The organism is Herbaspirillum sp. C9C3, from assembly GCF_013359625.1.
In the GTDB taxonomy this organism is placed as follows: Bacteria; Pseudomonadota; Gammaproteobacteria; order Burkholderiales; family Burkholderiaceae_D; genus Herbaspirillum.
Genome location: NZ_JABFMQ010000002.1, coordinates 281,797 through 297,920, shown reverse-complemented (window position 1 = coordinate 297,920; position 16,124 = coordinate 281,797). Strand labels below are relative to the sequence as shown.

The window sequence follows — 16,124 nt, the reverse complement described above, 5'->3', positions numbered from 1 at the left end:
AAGATGAACCAGGAATTGAATCAAGACTGTGCCCTGATCGCCCTAGACTGGGGGACCTCCTCGCTGCGCTGCTATCGTTTCGATGGCAGCGGCCAGGTGGTCGAGCGCCGCGCCCATCCGTGGGGCATCATGAACCTGCCAGCCGTCGGCCATGGCGAAGATGCCCAGGCGCCCTACCGCGCGGCACTGGAAGCAGCCTGCGCAGACTGGCTCAAGGCGGCCCCCGCCGCTCCTCTGATTGCCGCCGGCATGGTCGGCAGCAAGCAGGGCTGGCGCGAAGCCGCCTACCTGAACGTACCGCTGGCCCCCGCGCTGATCGGCCGCCAGCTGACCGAAGTCGATACCGGTCTGGGTCGCCCGCTGTGGATCGTGCCGGGCCTGCTGGAACAGGGGACGCTGCCCAACGTCATGCGCGGTGAAGAGACCCAGGTCATCGGTGCCCTGCAAACCCGCCAGGAGCGCGAGCTGCTGATCGGTCTGCCCGGCACGCATTCCAAGTGGGTGCGCGTGCTTGAGGGACGCATCGCGCATTTCGACACTTTCATGACCGGCGAAGTCTATGGCGCCCTGTGTGCCCACACCATTCTCGGACGCACCATGCACAAGCCCGAGGTGGCCGACGACGAAGCCTTTCTGCGCGGTGCCGGTGTGGCAAAGAGCGAGCAGGGCCAGAGCGGCGTACTGTCCAACATCTTCAGCAGCCGTACCCTGGGCCTGACCGGCGCGCTGGCGGCCGAGGCGCAGCCGGACTACCTGTCAGGCCTGTTGATCGGCCACGAGATCGCTGCACTCAAGCGCCTGTATCCGTCCACCCCGGACATCGTCCTCATCGGCGACCCCGGCCTGTGCCGCCGCTACCAGCTGGCCCTGGACCTATATGGACTGGGCCCGGCCAGCCAGGCCGACGCCGCCACCGAAACGGGCCTGTGGATACTGGCGCAGCACGCCGGTCTGCTGGCCTGATCGCCCCTCACTGCACAACGTACCCCGCATCACGAAAAAGACCATGACCACCCACTCCCAACGATTCCACGACGCCCTGCGTAGCACCGGCATGATCGCCATCCTGCGCGGCGTGCGCAATGAGGAAGCCCAAGCCATCGGCGCAGCCCTCTACGAGAGCGGCTTTCGCATCATCGAAGTTCCGCTCAATTCGCCCGCACCGCTGACCAGCATCAGCATCCTGCGCAAGAGCCTGCCGGCCGACTGTATCGTCGGTGCCGGCACCGTCTTGAAACCGACCCAGGTGCAGGAGGTCAAGGATGCCGGGGGAGAGTTGATCGTCATGCCGCACAGCGATGGCGCCGTGATTCGTGCGGCGCGCGAGGCTGGCCTCTACAGCGCCCCGGGCGTGGCCACCGTGACCGAGGCCTTTGCGGCCTTGGACAATGGGGCCGATGTGCTCAAGATGTTCCCGGCTGAGCAGCTGGGCCCGCAGGTGGTCAAGGCCTGGCGTGCCGTGATCGCCCGTGACATCGCCCTGCTGCCCGTGGGTGGCATCACCCCCGAAGGCATGGCCGTGTTCCGCGCGGCGGGTGCCTCCGGCTTCGGCCTGGGTTCTGCGCTCTACACCCCGGGCCTGAGCGCCGATGCCGTGCGTTCGCGCGCGCAGGCCTTCGTAGCCGCCTGGCAGGCGCTGGGCTGATTTCGCTCACAAGACATACAGGACATACATCGTCGTCACCGATCGCATGGCGATCATTCATCTGCACAACAGATTAAACGCATAACCGGACAGAACAATGAAAATCACCAAGATCTCCACCTTCATCGTGCCCCCGCGCTGGTGCTTCCTCAAGATCGAGACCGACGAAGGTATCGTCGGCTGGGGTGAGCCCATCGTGGAAGGCCGCGCGCACAGCGTGGCCGCTGCCGTGGACGAACTGGCCGACTACCTGGTCGGCAAGGACCCGCGCAACATCGAGGACCACTGGACCGTGCTCTATCGCGGCGGTTTCTATCGTGGCGGCGCCATCCACATGAGCGCCCTGGCCGGCATCGACCAGGCCCTGTGGGACATCAAGGGCAAGGCTCTGGGCGTACCGGTGCACCAGCTGCTCGGTGGCGCGGTGCGCAACTCGATTCGCGTGTATTCCTGGATCGGCGGCGACCGGCCGGCCGATACCGCTGCTGCGGCCAAGAACGCGGTGGCGCGCGGTTTCACCGCCGTGAAGATGAACGGCACCGAAGAACTGCAATTCATCGACAGCCACGACAAGATCGAACTGACCCTGGCCAATGTGCAAGCCGTGCGTGAAGCGGTGGGCCCGAACGTGGGCATCGGCGTGGACTTCCATGGCCGCGTGCACAAGCCCATGGCCAAGGTCCTGATCAAGGAACTGGAGCCGTACAAGCTGATGTTCATCGAAGAGCCGGTGCTGTCGGAGAACTCGGAAGCCCTGAAGGAAATCGCCCACCTGACCTCGACCCCGATCGCGCTGGGCGAGCGTCTGTATTCGCGCTGGGACTTCAAGCGCATCCTCTCCGAGGGTTACGTGGACATCATCCAGCCCGACGTCTCGCACGCCGGCGGCATCACCGAGACCCGCAAGATCGCCATGATGGCCGAAGCCTACGACGTGGCGCTGGCGCTGCACTGCCCGCTGGGCCCGATCGCACTGGCGTCCTGCCTGCAGGTCGATGCCGGCAGCTACAACGCCTTCATCCAGGAGCAGAGCCTGGGCATCCACTACAACGAAAGCAATGACCTGCTGGACTACATCCGCGACAAGAACGTGTTCGCGTATGAAGACGGCTACGTCAAGATCCCGCAAGGCCCGGGCCTGGGCATCGAGATCAATGAAGAATATGTCCGTCAGCGCGCCGAAGTCGGCCACCGCTGGCGCAACCCGATCTGGCGCCACAAGGATGGCAGCTTTGCCGAATGGTAAAGCGATAAGCCGAAACCTCCTCCTCGGTAGTCCCTCAACCCGGTCCGGCGCAAGCTGGCCGGGTTTTTTTGCGTACCTTGAGGCTGGAGGCAGCTTGTGTTCGACAAGAATACGGTGTGCCATTTCACCAGATTGAGGGGTTTCAGCAAACGCTGAAAGTGCCCTTTCCAGTGAAATCCGGCGCGGCACGCCCTACTGCGCTGCGGCGAGAGCCACCACATTCATCTGTGGAATCGATCAAGCCAATCTGAATAATCCATTTAACGAATGAATCAAAAACTGGCACAGTGACGCTCTTTGACTTTCGCCAGACCTCTCCATGCTTTCAGGCAGCTCATCCGCACCCGCTTCCGAACCACACCGCATCCGCCACGCCACCCGCGCCACCATGGCGCAGTTTTTCGTCAATGGTGCCACCTTCGCCACCTGGGGCATCCTGATTCCCTCGGTGAAGGATCGCTTCGCCCTGTCGGACGCGGTGTTGTCGCTGGCCATGCTGGCCGTGGCCGGGGGAGCCCTGCTGACCATGGGCCAGTCCGGCAAATGGATTGCGCGCGTGGGCAGCGCGCGCGCCTTGCGCCAGGCTGGCATCCTCTATGCGGCCACGCTGCTGCTGATCCCGCTGGCGCCGCAGTTCTGGATGCTGGTAGCGCTGCTGCTGGTGTTCGGCAGCGCCATGGCGGCTTTTGACGTCGCGATGTCGGTCCAGGCCGCGTTGGTGGAAGGTCGCCGCAGCCGGCCCATCATGTCCACCCTGCATGCCATGTTCAGCATCGGTGGTATCGCCGGCTCGGCCCTGGGCGCCCTGCCCGGCCTGTCGCCGCTCGCCCATGCCGGGCTGGTGGCAGTGGTGACGCTGTCGGTGGCCTTGTCCATCGGCCCCTTCGCCCTGCCTGACGATGCCCACGACGAAACGGCAGCCACGCCCGGCAGCGACAGGTCGGCCCGCCGCATGGTGCTGGTACTGGGCGTGATCTCCTTCCTGGCGCTCATGTGCGAGGGCGGCATGTATGACTGGGCTGCGGTATACATGCGCGACATCGCCCAGTCGCCCGCCGCCTGGGTCAGCTACAGCTACGCCGCGTTTTCTACCGGCATGGCCGCCGGGCGCCTGACGGGCGACCGCATCCGAGCACGCATCGGTGGCTTGCGCACGCTGCTCTGGAGCGGGGTGGCGGGTGCTGCCGGCATCGCACTGGCGGCGACCTTGCCGACCCCGCTGGCGACCATGGCCGGGCTGCTGCTGGCCGGGCTGGGGATTGCCAACCTGATGCCGATCTTCTTCCTGGCAGCGGCCCGCGTACCGGGCATGCCCGCCGCCGAAAGCATCGCCGCCGTGGCACGCTTTGCCTACGTCGGCATGCTGCTGGGGCCGGTGTGCATCGGCGGCGTGGCCGAGCACCTGGGGCTGCGGGTGAGCTTTGCGGGAGTGGCGCTGGTAATGATGGTGGTGGCACTGTTCGGGCCTCGGGCGGTCAAACGCTTCATCTGACGCCCACAGGAGCGACGGAAACCGGCTACGGTGGCGCCCCCACCTGAAGCTGTCTTCATATCGCCCTGAAACCACCCAAGCGCAGGACATCGCGTGCTGATGGTAGTGCCGCGTTGTCATGCGGCCTTGTTCGAGGACGCGGGCCGGTCATCCAACATGCAGCGCCGAGCAGGGCGCAATCCTGCCGGGCCGCTGATTCAGCTTTTTTCCCGGGCCTGCGCCTGCTCCATCAACAAGGCAAGAAACGCCGCCGGTGCCGCATCGAGCACCAGCACGCCATTGCGGGCCGCCGCTTTGTGCGTGACCACCAGTTCCCAGCACAACTCCACCCCGCGCAGCTTGATGCAAGCCAGCTTGCCCCGCCGCGAGCGCACCAGGTCGCGCGGCAACAGCGCCACACCCAGCCCATGGCCGACCAGATCGAGCAAGGTCACCAGGTCACTCACCTCAAAGGCCACACGACGCCGCAGGCCCGCTTCGGCAAAACCGCGATCGACCAGCGCACGGGTGCCCAACCCGGTTTCAAAATCGACGAAACCCTCGCCGGCCAGTTGTTCCAGCGTCACCGAACGCGCCTTGCCCAGGCGATGGCCGGGGTGGCAGGCCAGCACCAGTTCGTCGCAGGCGATGATGTGTTGCTGCAAACCCTCCCCGCTTTCCTCGATGGGCAGGATGGCCAGGTCCAGCTGGCGGGCATCGATCTTCTCGTTCAGCTCGCCCGCCGCCCCCTGGCACAGCCGCACCTCCACCGCCGGATGGCGACGGTGAAAACGTGCCAGCAGCGCCGGCAGATCAACAAAGGAGGGCAGGCTCTGTACCGTGCCGATGCAAAGCCGGCCGCGCCGCATGGCATTGACGTCGGCCACGTCGGTAGCCCCCTGCTCCAGGGCCGCCAGCGAGCGGCGCGCGCTCTCCAGGAAGGCTTCGCCAGCCGCCGTCAGCTCCACCCGGCGCGTGGTGCGCACGAACAATGCGGCCGCCAGTTCTTCTTCCAGCAGGCGGATCGAGGACGACAGCGCCGACTGCACGACATGGCAGCGCGTGGCCGCCCGGGTAAAACTTTTTTCTTCTGCCAGCGCGATGAATTGGCGCAGTTGCCTCAGTTCCATGGAGTCCGTTGTGGTCGGTGATGCTGTGGGATTGATCAATGCAATGAATGAATCATGCCGTTTGCATCGATTCTACTGACAAGTCTGCGCCAGCACCGCTGTCTGAAAAATTCTGCATCCCTCCTCGAAAAATCGCCAGGAACAAGGAGCGATGCGGCAGCCGCCTGCCAGCCCGGCTAAAATAGTCGCCCGAACGACCGCTGCGCACCGCGCGGCACCCACCGAACAGACAAGCATGAGAAAAGTGAAGCTGCGCACCGCCGCAGAAATCGCCCAGGCCCGCGTGGCCGGGCAACTGGCGGCCGAAGTGCTGCACATCGTGGCCGAGCACGTCAAGGCCGGTGTCACCACCGACGAGCTGGACCGCATCTGCCATGACCACATCGTCAAGGTGCAACAGGCCACCCCCGCCAACATCGGCTACCACGGCTTCCCCAAGACCATCTGCAGTTCCGTCAACGACGTGATCTGCCATGGCATCCCGGGTGGCCAGGTGCTCAAGGATGGCGACATCATCAACATCGACGTGGCCGTCATCAAGGATGGCTGGTACGGCGACTGCAGCCGCATGTACTTGGTCGGCTCCCCCAACGCCACCGCGCGCAAGCTGGTCAACACCACTTATGAGGCCATGTGCGCGGGCATCCGCGCGGTGCGCCCGGGCGCGACCCTGGGCGATGTCGGCCACGCCATCCAGACCGTGGCCCAGCGCGACGGCTTCTCGGTAGTGCGCGAATACTGCGGCCACGGCATCGGCACCATCTATCACGATGAACCACAAGTGCTGCACTACGGCCAGCGCAACAGCGGACTGCCGCTCAAGGAAGGCATGATCTTCACCATCGAACCGATGTTGAACGCCGGCAAGCGTCACACCCGTCAGCTCGACGACGGCTGGACCGTCCTGACCGCCGACGGCTCGCTGTCGGCCCAGTGGGAACACATGGTGGTGGTCACCGCCAAGGGCTATGAAATCCTCACACCCTGGCCGGAAGGCTGCGGCGACTATCCTTCCATCGCCACCCGCAACTGATGCAATGCCGGCCCGACGCGCATTTGTCGGGCCGGAAAAAATATTTTCAGATTACTGCATCCAGATCGGCTCCTCGCGGGTAGTACCTCATGTCAGCCCCGTTGTCGCGCATGCGGCGGCGGGCTGCACGAGACAACATCCCTTTCAAGAAACAAGGAGCCCATCATGCAAACTGCCGTCCTGTCTTCCCGTTCCCTCCGTATCGTCCTGCCCCTGGCCGCGGCCCTCACGCTGGCGGCCTGCGCGCCCATGTCGACCATGTATTCGCAGGACGGCCTGCCGGAGGCCGTCAAGGTTCCGGCCGGCAACAAGGTCGTGCTGCAGACCGTGGGCGTGGGCGAGATCCTCTACGAGTGCCGCGCCAAGAAGGACATGCCCGGCCAGTTCGAGTGGAGCTTCGTCGGCCCGGATGCCGTGCTCAAGGATCGCAACGGCATGCAGGTCGGACGTTACTATGGCCCGCCGGCCACCTGGGAGAGCAGCGACGGTTCCAAGGTGACGGGCGCCCAGGTGGCGGTCGCACCGGCCGGCACCGGCAATATCCCGCATCAGCTGGTCAAGGCCAATCCGGCCACCGGCATGGGTGCCATGACGCAGACGACCTATATCCAGCGCGTCGCCACCAAGGGCGGCGTGGCCCCGGCTGATCGCTGCGACATGGCTTCGGCGGGTGCCAAGCAGAAGGTGGGCTACCAGGCCGACTATATTTTCTGGAAGGCATCCTGATGCGGGCTCATCCCTGGCTATAATCCAAGGCCTGTTTACCCCGGTCGGAGGTTCCGGCCGGGCAACCATCGCCCGGAGCCTGCTTTCGCGTGACTGACGTCCCCGCCTCGTTCGATCATGAAGCCGCCCTGCTCGCCTGCGCGCACGGCGAGCGTCGTGCATTGCAGGCGCTCTACGAGCACGAGGGCCGCACTCTGCTGGGAGTGGCCTTGCGCATCGTGCGTGATCGCGCACTGGCCGAGGACGTCCTGCATGACGCCTTCCTCAACCTCTGGAACCGCGCCGCCAGCTTCGACCCGGCGCGCGGTGCGGCACGCGGATGGATCTATACGGTGGTGCGCCATACCGCCCTCAATCGCATCCGCGCCATGCAGCACGAAGTCGCCGTCGGTGACGACCTGGAAGAACTGGCTGAGCGCGCCGAGCCCGCCGTTGAAGCGCCCGAGTGGCAGGCCGACCTCGGCCGGCTGGACGAGTGCCTGGGCCAGTTGAGCGATGCCAAGCGCGCCAGCATCGTCTACGCCTATGTCGATGGCTGTACCCACGCAGAAATCGCCGAGCGTCTCCAGGCCCCGCTGGGATCGGTGAAGGCATGGATCAAGCGTGGCCTGGCCGCGCTGCGGGAGTGTATCGGATGAACGCATCACACGAAGATCTGCAATGGCTGGCCGCCCAGTACGTGCTGGGTACCCTGCCCTACGCGCAGCGCCAGGAGGTGGAGCGGCGCTTGCCCACGGACCCTGCCCTGCGCGCCGCCGTCGACGACTGGGAAGCGAAGCTGCACCCCCTGACCGCGCTGGCAGAGCCGGTACAGCCGTCGACCAGCCTGTGGCAGCGCATCGAGCGCAGCCTGCCCGCACCGGCAGCCGTGCGTCAGCGCGGTGGCTGGCGCGCTTGGTGGGAGAGCGTGCAATTCTGGCGCTGGAGTACGGCCACGGCGCTGGCCTGCTCGGTCCTGCTGGCCGTCATCATGTTGCGTGCCGGGCCGCCCACCGGAGCACCGGCTTACATGGTGGTGCTGGTCGCACCGCAGGACAAGGCGCCTGGCTGGGTGGTACAGACCGGCGGCAGCGGACGTCTCAATCTGATCCCGCTGGGCGTGGCCACGGTGCCGCAGGAGAAGGCGCTGCAATTCTGGACCAAGGGCAGCAACTGGAACGGACCGGTCTCGCTGGGCCTCGTCAAGCCGGGCAAGACCCAGGAAGTGGCCCTGGACAAGCTGCCGCCACTGCAGCCGGACCAGCTCTTCGAGATCACGCTGGAGCCCGGAACCGGCTCCCCCACAGGCCGTCCGACTGGCCCCATTCTCTACATCGGGCGCGCGGTCAAGGTCACATCCTGAGTTCTCCCCGATAGCGCATGAGATGAGCCATCCCTCGCCAACGCGAGGACTGGCGAGATTCGTGGATGGCGCACATCACTTGCGATGGGGGTGTCTACCGCACGCTGGGAAATGGCCGCAAAACACGAGGCAAAACAAGCGGCCACGAAAAAAACCGGATAAGGAAGCAGCGTTTTAAATTAAGCTTGCGCGACATAATTACTTTCTGAGCAATGAATCGCAAAGTCTTCCGACGCGTTTCCTCCTGGAAAATCCTTCTCTGGGCCTGCAGCTGCATGCTTGGGGGAGTCATTCTGGCGCAGCTCGCGCTGACCGTCTCGGAGATTGTCCACATCGACGCCTCGTCGATGCAGGCCTTGCAGCGTGCGGAAGACGCCGGGCGGGCCACTGCCGATGCACTGCGCCGGGCCGAGGCCAGTCCGTTCGAAGCCTGTTCCGAGGGTGATCTCACCATGCTGCGCAACATCGCCTATGCCAACAGTTATGTGGCCGACCTGGGTCGCATCGAGCAGGGGGTGGTGCGCTGTACGGCCTTGTGGGGCAAGCTGGAGCAGCCGACCCGGCTGCCCGCACCGCACTATCGCGCGCGCGGCGGCTTCGACGTATGGAGCCACCAGGAAGTCTTGCAGACGCACTACCAGAGCAATCTGGTCGCCCTCAATCACAGCCTGGTCATTGCCTCGCCCTCGACCTTCGAGCTCAACCGTTTTTATCAGGATGTGTCACTGCGCATCACCAACGGCGATGGCACGCACACCTATGCCCAACGCGCTGGTCTGCGCTACAACCCAGCCGGAGCGATGGATCTGCTGCCCCATATCGACATTACCGAGTGCAGTCGCGACATGGCCCTGTGCGCCCATGCCACGGCGCGCCTGCACTGGTTTGCACTGGCGCATCCCTTGAGCTTCCTGGCGTTGCTGGCTGGCGGTTTCCTGCTGGGGGCGCTGGCCTGCCTGATGTATCTGCGCCTGCGCCGCAACCAGGGTGTGCTGGAGAAACTGCGCGAGGGCATTGCTCGTGACGAGATCGTGCTGCTGTACCAGCCCATCGTCTGCGTGCGGGATCTGAGCCTGACGGGTTACGAAGCACTGGCGCGCTGGAGACCGGCGGGCGAGCCCGAGATCGGTCCGGACATCTTCGTGCCGCTGGCCGCGCAGAACCGGCTCAGTGCGGCGCTGGCCAAGGTGGTGCTGGCGCGTGCGGTGCGCGAGATGCACGACCTGCTGCAGGCCGATCCGGCGCTGATGCTGGCTATCAATACCGAGGTCGCCGACATCGAGGATGCGGATTTCATCGAGTTCGCCCTGGAACTGACGGCGGCCACGCCGGGGCTACGTTCGCAATTGCACCTGGAAGTCACCGAGCGCGCCGACATCCGTTCGGCCACCTTCACGCAGAACATCGAACTGTTGCGCAAGGCCGGCTTTGCGATCTGGATCGATGACTTCGGCACCGGCAGCGCCAATCTCTCGCACCTGTCGTATGCGCAGTTCGACGGCATCAAGATTGACCGGCTCTTCACCAGCGCCCTTAGCACCGGATCGCCGCTGCGCTCGGTGGTCCCCAACCTGCTGCGCCTGGCCACCGAGCTGGAGCTGAAGGTGGTCATCGAGGGCATTGAAACGGAAGAACAGTTGCAGCTCGTGCGCAGCATCGCGCCGCAGATTCATGCGCAGGGGTGGCTGTTCAGCAAGGCGATGGAATTGAACGAGGTGCTGCAGCAGAGGCGGCCTTATACGCTGGAGGAATTCGGGTTGGCGGCGTGAACTGACGCCCCACGCGCGCCTTGCGACGTCGAGAACCAGGGGCACGCAGCCCCTCCCCCGGCCACCCGGCGTTCATTCAAACGTGAGCTCCCGGAACGTACAAAAGTGTCGCACTTCAGCTTGGCCAGCAAAGTTCGACGAAGGCCTGCCTGTCACTGATATTCGCATCTCCCGTACGCGCCTTGAGTGCTTGCCCCAACGGCATGAGCAGCTTGTCCAGCGCGGCGTGCGTCACCTGGTTGGTGTCGCAGATCGCGTTGACATGTTTAACGAACAGCCGGTAGCAGGAGGCGTCATTGTCGCCAGTTCCGGTCTGCCTCCAGCCGCCGCTCCCCGTGAAAAGAAACTTCCTGCATTTTTCCTCTTCGGTTGCATCCAGCGAGCCTAACGCCCAAATCGCGCGCATCGCATGTTGATCATAAATCGGCGCATCAGGATCCCGAAGATACCTGGCGAAGGCAGAGAAAACGACGCCGCCGTCGGATGAGACTTCCCGGTCGAGATCATTGAAATTTTCCACGAATATTTTGTAGGTATTCCACTTGCCCATTTTCCAAAGCAGCGCTTCTGCCAGGTTCTGTGGGGTATCACCGATGTCACCGGAAAACTCTGCAGTGTTCGCGGGGAGCGCCGGGAACTTGTGTGCGTCATACGCCTTGTGGCCGAGGGCCTGGAGCTGACCAATCGCATCGTTTATACGACGTGAATCAAGCGTGTTCTGTTTGATCGCCTGTTGAAGACTGGAAATCAGCTCTCTCATTGTTCTCTTTCCTTGATGTGGTTGACCCGAAAATGTATGCAGCGAAGGGATCGGCATCGGCATTTCTTGCTCGTCCCCTGACCAGCCTTGCCAGTGTCCCTCATCCATGAGACATTTTATGTCCCATTCGATTTCCTTGCTTTCTCATGTCCCCCCTCGACTACCCCATTCTTGCCCTCCTGCCAACCAGGAAATCGACTGATCCCTGGATGACCACGCCTGAAGTCGCGGATGCACTCAGACGCAATGGCCTGAGCGTTCAGCACAACAAGACCGTTCAACGCCGCCTGGAGGCGTTTCGCGATGAGGGTGTGGTGATCAGCGACAAGATCGGCAATGCGCTGGCGTGGCAGAAAAAGGAAGGAGCCAGCGGCGTGGCCGCCAAAGCGGGCGGCATGATGACCTTTGACGAGGCCCTTGCATTGCAGGCGCTCAAACGCTTTGCCAGTCGCCAGATCCCGGCGCTAGTGGCCAATTCCCTGGCGGGACTGTTCGATGTCGCCCAAGAGCGGCTGAAACAGGGGATGGGATCGAATACCCGGCGACATGCCAGCTGGAACAAGAAAGTGGCCATCGTCGATAGCGGCTTTCAGTTACTGGCTCCGGTGATACCGGAATCCATCTTCTTGTCCGTCTCCGAAGCGCTGTTTTCCGAGCAGCTTCTGGAGATCGTCTATCACGCCCGGTCCAGCTCGGACAAAACGCCGGAGGCCCGTTTGGTCATGCCGCTGGGCCTGGTCGAAATGGCCTCGTTCGTCTATCTGGTGGCCAAACGGACCTCCAAGCCCGATCCGGCCATGTACCGGCTCGACCGCATGAAGAGCGCACAGGTCTGTCCGGATCCGTTCTCCTATCCCCGCGACTTCTCCCTGGAGAAATACATCGCGCAAGAGAGGCAATTCGATTTCCTTCCGAAAGGAGATATCAAACTGGCCGTTCGCTTTGCCAAAGGGCGCAACCACGCCGTTCTGGAAGCCCCCATCTCAGGCGACCAGACCGTGGAAACACATCCGGATGGCGGTATCACCGTTCAGGCGACGGTCATTCTCAGCGAAAGACTGCGCTGGTGGCTGCGCTCCTTCGGCCCCCATGCCGAAATACTGGAACCCCGGAGCCTGCGCAAGGAATTCGCTGCAGAGGCCAAGGCCAGCGCGCGACTCTATGAACAAGACCGCTAGCGCTGTTCAACGCTCTGAAGGTCCTCAACGCCCTTGCCACTCTCAAGCGCTAGGATCTCTCCTGGGAAAAGCTGTCCAGCTCGCGCAGCACATCTATCGCCGAACCGGCAATTCCCGTTCCGATGTGCGGGGCAATGGCTGCTTCGCGTGCATTGATACGGATCACGCGCGGACCGTATCGTTCGCCGAAGCGTCGCACGGTCGGAAGTGCGGAGCCCGCTCCGATTTCGATGACCACAAGGTGCCGTGTGGCAGCGATCCATTGCTCCAGGCGCCATCGCTGCTGCACTGCCGACGTATGATGCCAGTCTACATCGTCAAACATGAGGATATGTGGCCGCGCCAGGCCTGCACAGTGAGGACAGGTTGGCAGGTCCCCTTGCAGTAGACAGCTCACCTCGTCAACGTCCGGTTCAAAGCCCTCTGCAGACCAGACTGCGCCAGAGCAGGCGTTCACACATTGCATGGCGTGAATCGATCCGTGACATTCAACAATGCGCTGATCGGAAAAACCAGCCTTTCCGAAATGACCATCTACATTGCTGGTGAAGACGAAGGCGCCAGATGGCATCCTGTCGGCCCACTGTCTCAACAGGGTAAAACCGTGATGCGGCACGATTGCGCGATAGAGCGACAGCCGGTGTCCATAAAAGCCCCATGCGCGCCGAGGATCGGACAAGAATGCCTGCGGGTTGGCGATGTCTTCAAAGGAGAGACCAGCCCTGCCCAGCGCCGGGTACGCAGCCCAGAACCCTTCCTCTCCCCGGAAGTCCGGCAACCCCGAATCGACGCCCATACCTGCCCCGGCCGTGATCAGAAGCCCATCTGCCTCCTTTATCCAACCTGCAGCCCTCTGCAATTGTTCAAAACGTTGTGTCATCGAGGATATGCTTTCACTTTCCGATCATGCTATGGGTCAGCCCGCTCTTCACCAGCAAGCCCGATCAGGCCAACATTATTGTAAATACCTGTGTGAATCGCGTTCCAAGACAAATGAGAGGTAGAGCACATCACGCTGACGTTTCCTTGCGATCGCATCAATGTGTTCAATCAATACCGGCATCTTCTGGCTCCTTTTACGGTTCATGTCCCGGCCCCTGGCAATCGGATTGCAAGGGGCCTCCTTGTTGCTGAAGGAATGAATGATCGCACCGGGAAGAGACATTATTTGTCTCAACTGATCCGTGGAGAAGGGAGCCGCCAGAGCAGGCAAGCAGGGACAAGAACCGTGACGGCGGAGAGGGGCCGTCTCTGAGGTTCAGGAGAGGAAGGTCAGGGCTCGCTGCACCAACTCCGCCGCCGTCCCGTCATCACGCAAGCCAAGCCTGCGCGCAATGCGGTCATCGAGCACGGGATAGCGGCCAAAGACCGCCTCCACCGGCTCTTGCGGTGCATAGCGCACGAGCGCATTGCCATCAACGCCATACAAGGCCGAGAGCGTTTCGACCACTTCCTGCATGGACAGCCGCAACACCGGCAAGGCCCAGGTGCGGTCCATGTGGCCTTCCTTATCCAGCAGCGGATCCATGGTCGCCGCATGCAGCAGGTTTTCTGCACAACGTTGCGCCGACATCCACCACGCGGTCGCTTGCGGCCCCACCGGCAGGGTCACTGATTCACCTGCGGCCAGTGCATGCAGCAGTTCGCTCATGAAGGCCGAGACCAGTCCGGATGCAGTGCGCGGGCGGGCCACGATGCCCGGCAAACGCAACGAACGACCATCGAGCACACCGCGCCGCGTGGCATCGGCCAGCAGGATTTCGCAGGCCCGCTTGTGGGCGCCATAGATCAAGGCCGGTCGCGTGGGCGTCGTCGGAACGACCGGGTCGGGCAAGGGCGTACCGTACACCGCGATGGTGCTGGCATACACCACCACCGGCGCTGCACTTGCTGCGGCCCTGCCCTCAGCCAGCAAGTTGAACAGATCGAGCGTGGCATCCAGGTTGACGCGGCGGCTCAAGGCCGGATCGGCTTCGGCCGCGCCACCCGGAACCGCGGCCAGATGAAAGCAAAGATCAGCACCGAACTGCGCCAGACGTGACTGCACCTGCGCATCCTGCAATTGCCCCTCGATACTTTCAACGGTATCTGGCAGCGATGGCAAGTGCTTGTCCATGGCCGCCAGCCGCGCAATGCGTCGCGTGCCGACCTGCCCCGTCTGCTGCAGCAACCGCAGCAGGGTCGCGCCGATGAAGCCGCCCGCGCCGGTGACCAGGACCTTCATGCTGCCCGTACCACGCGCTGTTGCACGATGCCGAAGGGACCGGCACTGCCATCCTCGTAATGCGCCTGCATGCGCACCTCGTCGCCGAAGTGCATGAAGCCGGTACGGATCTCGCCGTGATCGATCTTCTCGATCACACGCCGCTCGGCGATGCAAGCCGAACCGGCCGCGCGCGCAACATTGGAAACGGTACCCGAGCCAATGATGCAACCCGCCGTAAGACGGCGGCTGTGCGCCGCATGGGCAATCAACTGACCGAAGGAAAAATTCATTTCGCCGCCGTGCGGTTCGCCAAAGCGCGCGCCATTCCATTGCACATGCAAGTGCATGTGCACACGGCCATCGCGCCAGGCCTTGCCCAGTTCATCGGGCGTGACGGCAATAGGTGCAAATGCCGTCGAGGGCTTGGCCTGCAGGAAACCGAAACCGGTCTTCATCTCATGCGGGCCAAGTGCGCGCAGGCTCCAGTCATTGAGCTGCACCACCAGGCGCACGGCCTGCAGGGCCTCGTCCGGTGTCGCGCCCATGGCGACCGGGCCGACCACCACACCGAACTCGCCCTCGAAGTCGATGCCTTCGGCTTCCGAGCGCAGCGGCACGTCCTGCTGTGGCCCGAGGAAATCATCGCTGGCCCCCTGGTACATCACGGGAACGGTATCGAAATACGGAATCGGCGGCGTCTTGAAGGCTTCTTCCATCAAGCGTCCGTGATTGAGGAAGGCGGATGCGTCCAGCCATTGCGGTGCGCGCGGTAGCGGTGCCATGCACAGCTGCGCATCGAAGCTGATGACACCCTCGGCCCGGCCTTCATTGAGGGCCTCATAACGCTCGGTCAGTGCAGGCTTGACCTCGTCCCAGCGTGCCAGCGCATCGATCAGGGTGCGCGCAATCTGCGGCACCGGCAAGGCAGTGGCGGCATCACGCGCGACCAGTACCAGCGCGCCATCAGGCGAGCCGTCGCGCAGGGTAGCGAACTTCATGGCTTATGCTCCCTTGCCCAGTTGCGCGGCAATGGCCGGGTCATACTCGCCATCGACCAGGATGAACAGCATGCGGCAGGGCTTTCCCGAACGATTGGCCCAGGCGTGGTTGGTGCCGCGCTGTACCACCACGCTGCCGGGTTTCAGGGCAACTTCGCCACGCTCCAATACCAGTGTCATCTCGCCTTCGATGACGATGCCGTAGTCCACCGATTCGGTCCGGTGCATCAGCGGGTGCGGGGAGTCGGCCTGCACGGTGGAGGCCGAAGCCTCGCCGATCTGGCTGAAGGCTTCGTGCATCTTGCTGTTGCCGCTGGCAAGGAATTCCTCGGTATCGGCCGGGATGTCCACGAAACGCATGCGCGTGCCGCGTTCAGGCGGTGACAGGACCAGCGCTCCCAGGGTGGGATCAGCCCCATTGTCCACACGTGCAGGCGTGGCGCCGGTACTCCAGACTTCATGGAAGAGCGTGCCGGGAATGGCGGCCACCTCCACGACGGTGGGCAGCGGGCCGTCGCTGCTGACGATGGATCGGCCTTGTGCATCGTGGCCGGTGACGACGCGGTGTATCGGGGGGAAGGACATCATGAGCTCCATGGAAATGCTGGTCGTGCGTGAAT

16 protein-coding genes are annotated in these 16,124 nt (G+C 63.5%); 10 read left to right on the top strand and 6 right to left on the bottom strand.

What is annotated here, in order from left to right; translation table 11 throughout:
• Positions 1–3 precede the first annotated feature (3 nt).
• The 4 genes from HNO82_RS03570 (at position 4) to HNO82_RS03555 (ending at position 4,383) form a co-directional block, all read left to right on the top strand.
• On the top strand, positions 4–963 hold the full coding sequence (locus tag HNO82_RS03570; protein ID WP_034349909.1) for a 2-dehydro-3-deoxygalactonokinase: 960 nt from the start codon (positions 4–6) through the stop codon (positions 961–963).
• Positions 964–1,006: 43 nt separating this feature from the next.
• Positions 1,007–1,645 (top strand): 2-dehydro-3-deoxy-6-phosphogalactonate aldolase, encoded by a 639-nt coding sequence (locus tag HNO82_RS03565; RefSeq protein WP_175342773.1) that lies wholly within the window; start codon positions 1,007–1,009, stop codon positions 1,643–1,645.
• 97 nt (positions 1,646–1,742) lie between these two features.
• Entirely contained in the window at positions 1,743–2,891 is a 1,149-nt protein-coding gene (dgoD, locus tag HNO82_RS03560; RefSeq protein ID WP_088755358.1) for a galactonate dehydratase, read from the top strand.
• 319 nt (positions 2,892–3,210) lie between these two features.
• Complete coding sequence (locus tag HNO82_RS03555; RefSeq protein WP_175342772.1) at positions 3,211–4,383, top strand: MFS transporter; 1,173 nt, start codon at positions 3,211–3,213, stop codon at positions 4,381–4,383.
• 197 nt (positions 4,384–4,580) lie between these two features.
• Here the strand turns inward: HNO82_RS03555 and HNO82_RS03550 are convergent, their stop codons facing one another.
• The gene (locus tag HNO82_RS03550; protein ID WP_008326061.1) at positions 4,581–5,492 is read right to left on the bottom strand and encodes a LysR substrate-binding domain-containing protein; all 912 of its coding nucleotides are present in this window, start codon (positions 5,490–5,492) and stop codon (positions 4,581–4,583) included.
• Positions 5,493–5,727: 235 nt separating this feature from the next.
• Here HNO82_RS03550 and map point away from each other — a divergent pair, with 235 nt between their 5' ends.
• From map to HNO82_RS03525, 5 genes are all read left to right on the top strand, one after another.
• Positions 5,728–6,525, top strand: a complete 798-nt coding sequence (map, locus tag HNO82_RS03545; protein ID WP_175342771.1) for a type I methionyl aminopeptidase — start codon at positions 5,728–5,730, stop codon at positions 6,523–6,525.
• A 165-nt stretch (positions 6,526–6,690) separates the two neighbouring features.
• On the top strand, positions 6,691–7,251 hold the full coding sequence (locus tag HNO82_RS03540; protein WP_175342770.1) for a DUF3455 domain-containing protein: 561 nt from the start codon (positions 6,691–6,693) through the stop codon (positions 7,249–7,251).
• Between the two features lie 89 nt (positions 7,252–7,340).
• Complete coding sequence (locus tag HNO82_RS03535) at positions 7,341–7,889, top strand: sigma-70 family RNA polymerase sigma factor (RefSeq protein WP_175342769.1); 549 nt, start codon at positions 7,341–7,343, stop codon at positions 7,887–7,889.
• Complete coding sequence (locus HNO82_RS03530) at positions 7,886–8,593, top strand: anti-sigma factor (RefSeq protein ID WP_008326055.1); 708 nt, start codon at positions 7,886–7,888, stop codon at positions 8,591–8,593. Before HNO82_RS03535 ends, HNO82_RS03530 begins: the two co-directional genes overlap by 4 nt.
• A 275-nt stretch (positions 8,594–8,868) precedes the next feature.
• Positions 8,869–10,362 carry an EAL domain-containing protein gene (locus HNO82_RS03525; protein ID WP_175342768.1) on the top strand — a complete coding sequence of 498 codons (1,494 nt, stop codon included), beginning with the start codon at positions 8,869–8,871 and terminating at the stop codon, positions 10,360–10,362.
• Positions 10,363–10,477: 115 nt separating this feature from the next.
• On the opposite strand, the gene HNO82_RS03520 is transcribed toward HNO82_RS03525, so the two are convergent.
• Positions 10,478–11,122, bottom strand: a complete 645-nt coding sequence (locus tag HNO82_RS03520) for a hypothetical protein (RefSeq protein WP_175342767.1) — start codon at positions 11,120–11,122, stop codon at positions 10,478–10,480.
• Positions 11,123–11,331: 209 nt separating this feature from the next.
• On the opposite strand from HNO82_RS03520, the gene HNO82_RS03515 reads away from it, so the two are divergent.
• Positions 11,332–12,300: a helix-turn-helix transcriptional regulator gene (locus HNO82_RS03515; protein ID WP_217509788.1), complete on the top strand. Its 969-nt coding sequence runs from the start codon at positions 11,332–11,334 to the stop codon at positions 12,298–12,300.
• Positions 12,301–12,349: 49 nt separating this feature from the next.
• Here HNO82_RS03515 and HNO82_RS03510 read toward each other — a convergent pair whose 3' ends face one another.
• From HNO82_RS03510 to HNO82_RS03495, 4 genes are all read right to left on the bottom strand, one after another.
• The gene (locus HNO82_RS03510; RefSeq protein ID WP_175342765.1) at positions 12,350–13,180 is read right to left on the bottom strand and encodes an SIR2 family NAD-dependent protein deacylase; all 831 of its coding nucleotides are present in this window, start codon (positions 13,178–13,180) and stop codon (positions 12,350–12,352) included.
• A 378-nt stretch (positions 13,181–13,558) separates the two neighbouring features.
• Positions 13,559–14,524: an NAD-dependent epimerase/dehydratase family protein gene (locus HNO82_RS03505; protein WP_175342764.1), complete on the bottom strand. Its 966-nt coding sequence runs from the start codon at positions 14,522–14,524 to the stop codon at positions 13,559–13,561.
• Positions 14,521–15,504, bottom strand: coding sequence for a fumarylacetoacetate hydrolase family protein (locus HNO82_RS03500; RefSeq protein ID WP_175342763.1), 984 nt, complete (start codon positions 15,502–15,504; stop codon positions 14,521–14,523). Before HNO82_RS03500 ends, HNO82_RS03505 begins: the two co-directional genes overlap by 4 nt.
• A 3-nt stretch (positions 15,505–15,507) precedes the next feature.
• Entirely contained in the window at positions 15,508–16,089 is a 582-nt protein-coding gene (locus tag HNO82_RS03495; RefSeq protein ID WP_034349905.1) for a cupin domain-containing protein, read from the bottom strand.
• Between the last annotated feature and the right edge of the window lie 35 nt (positions 16,090–16,124).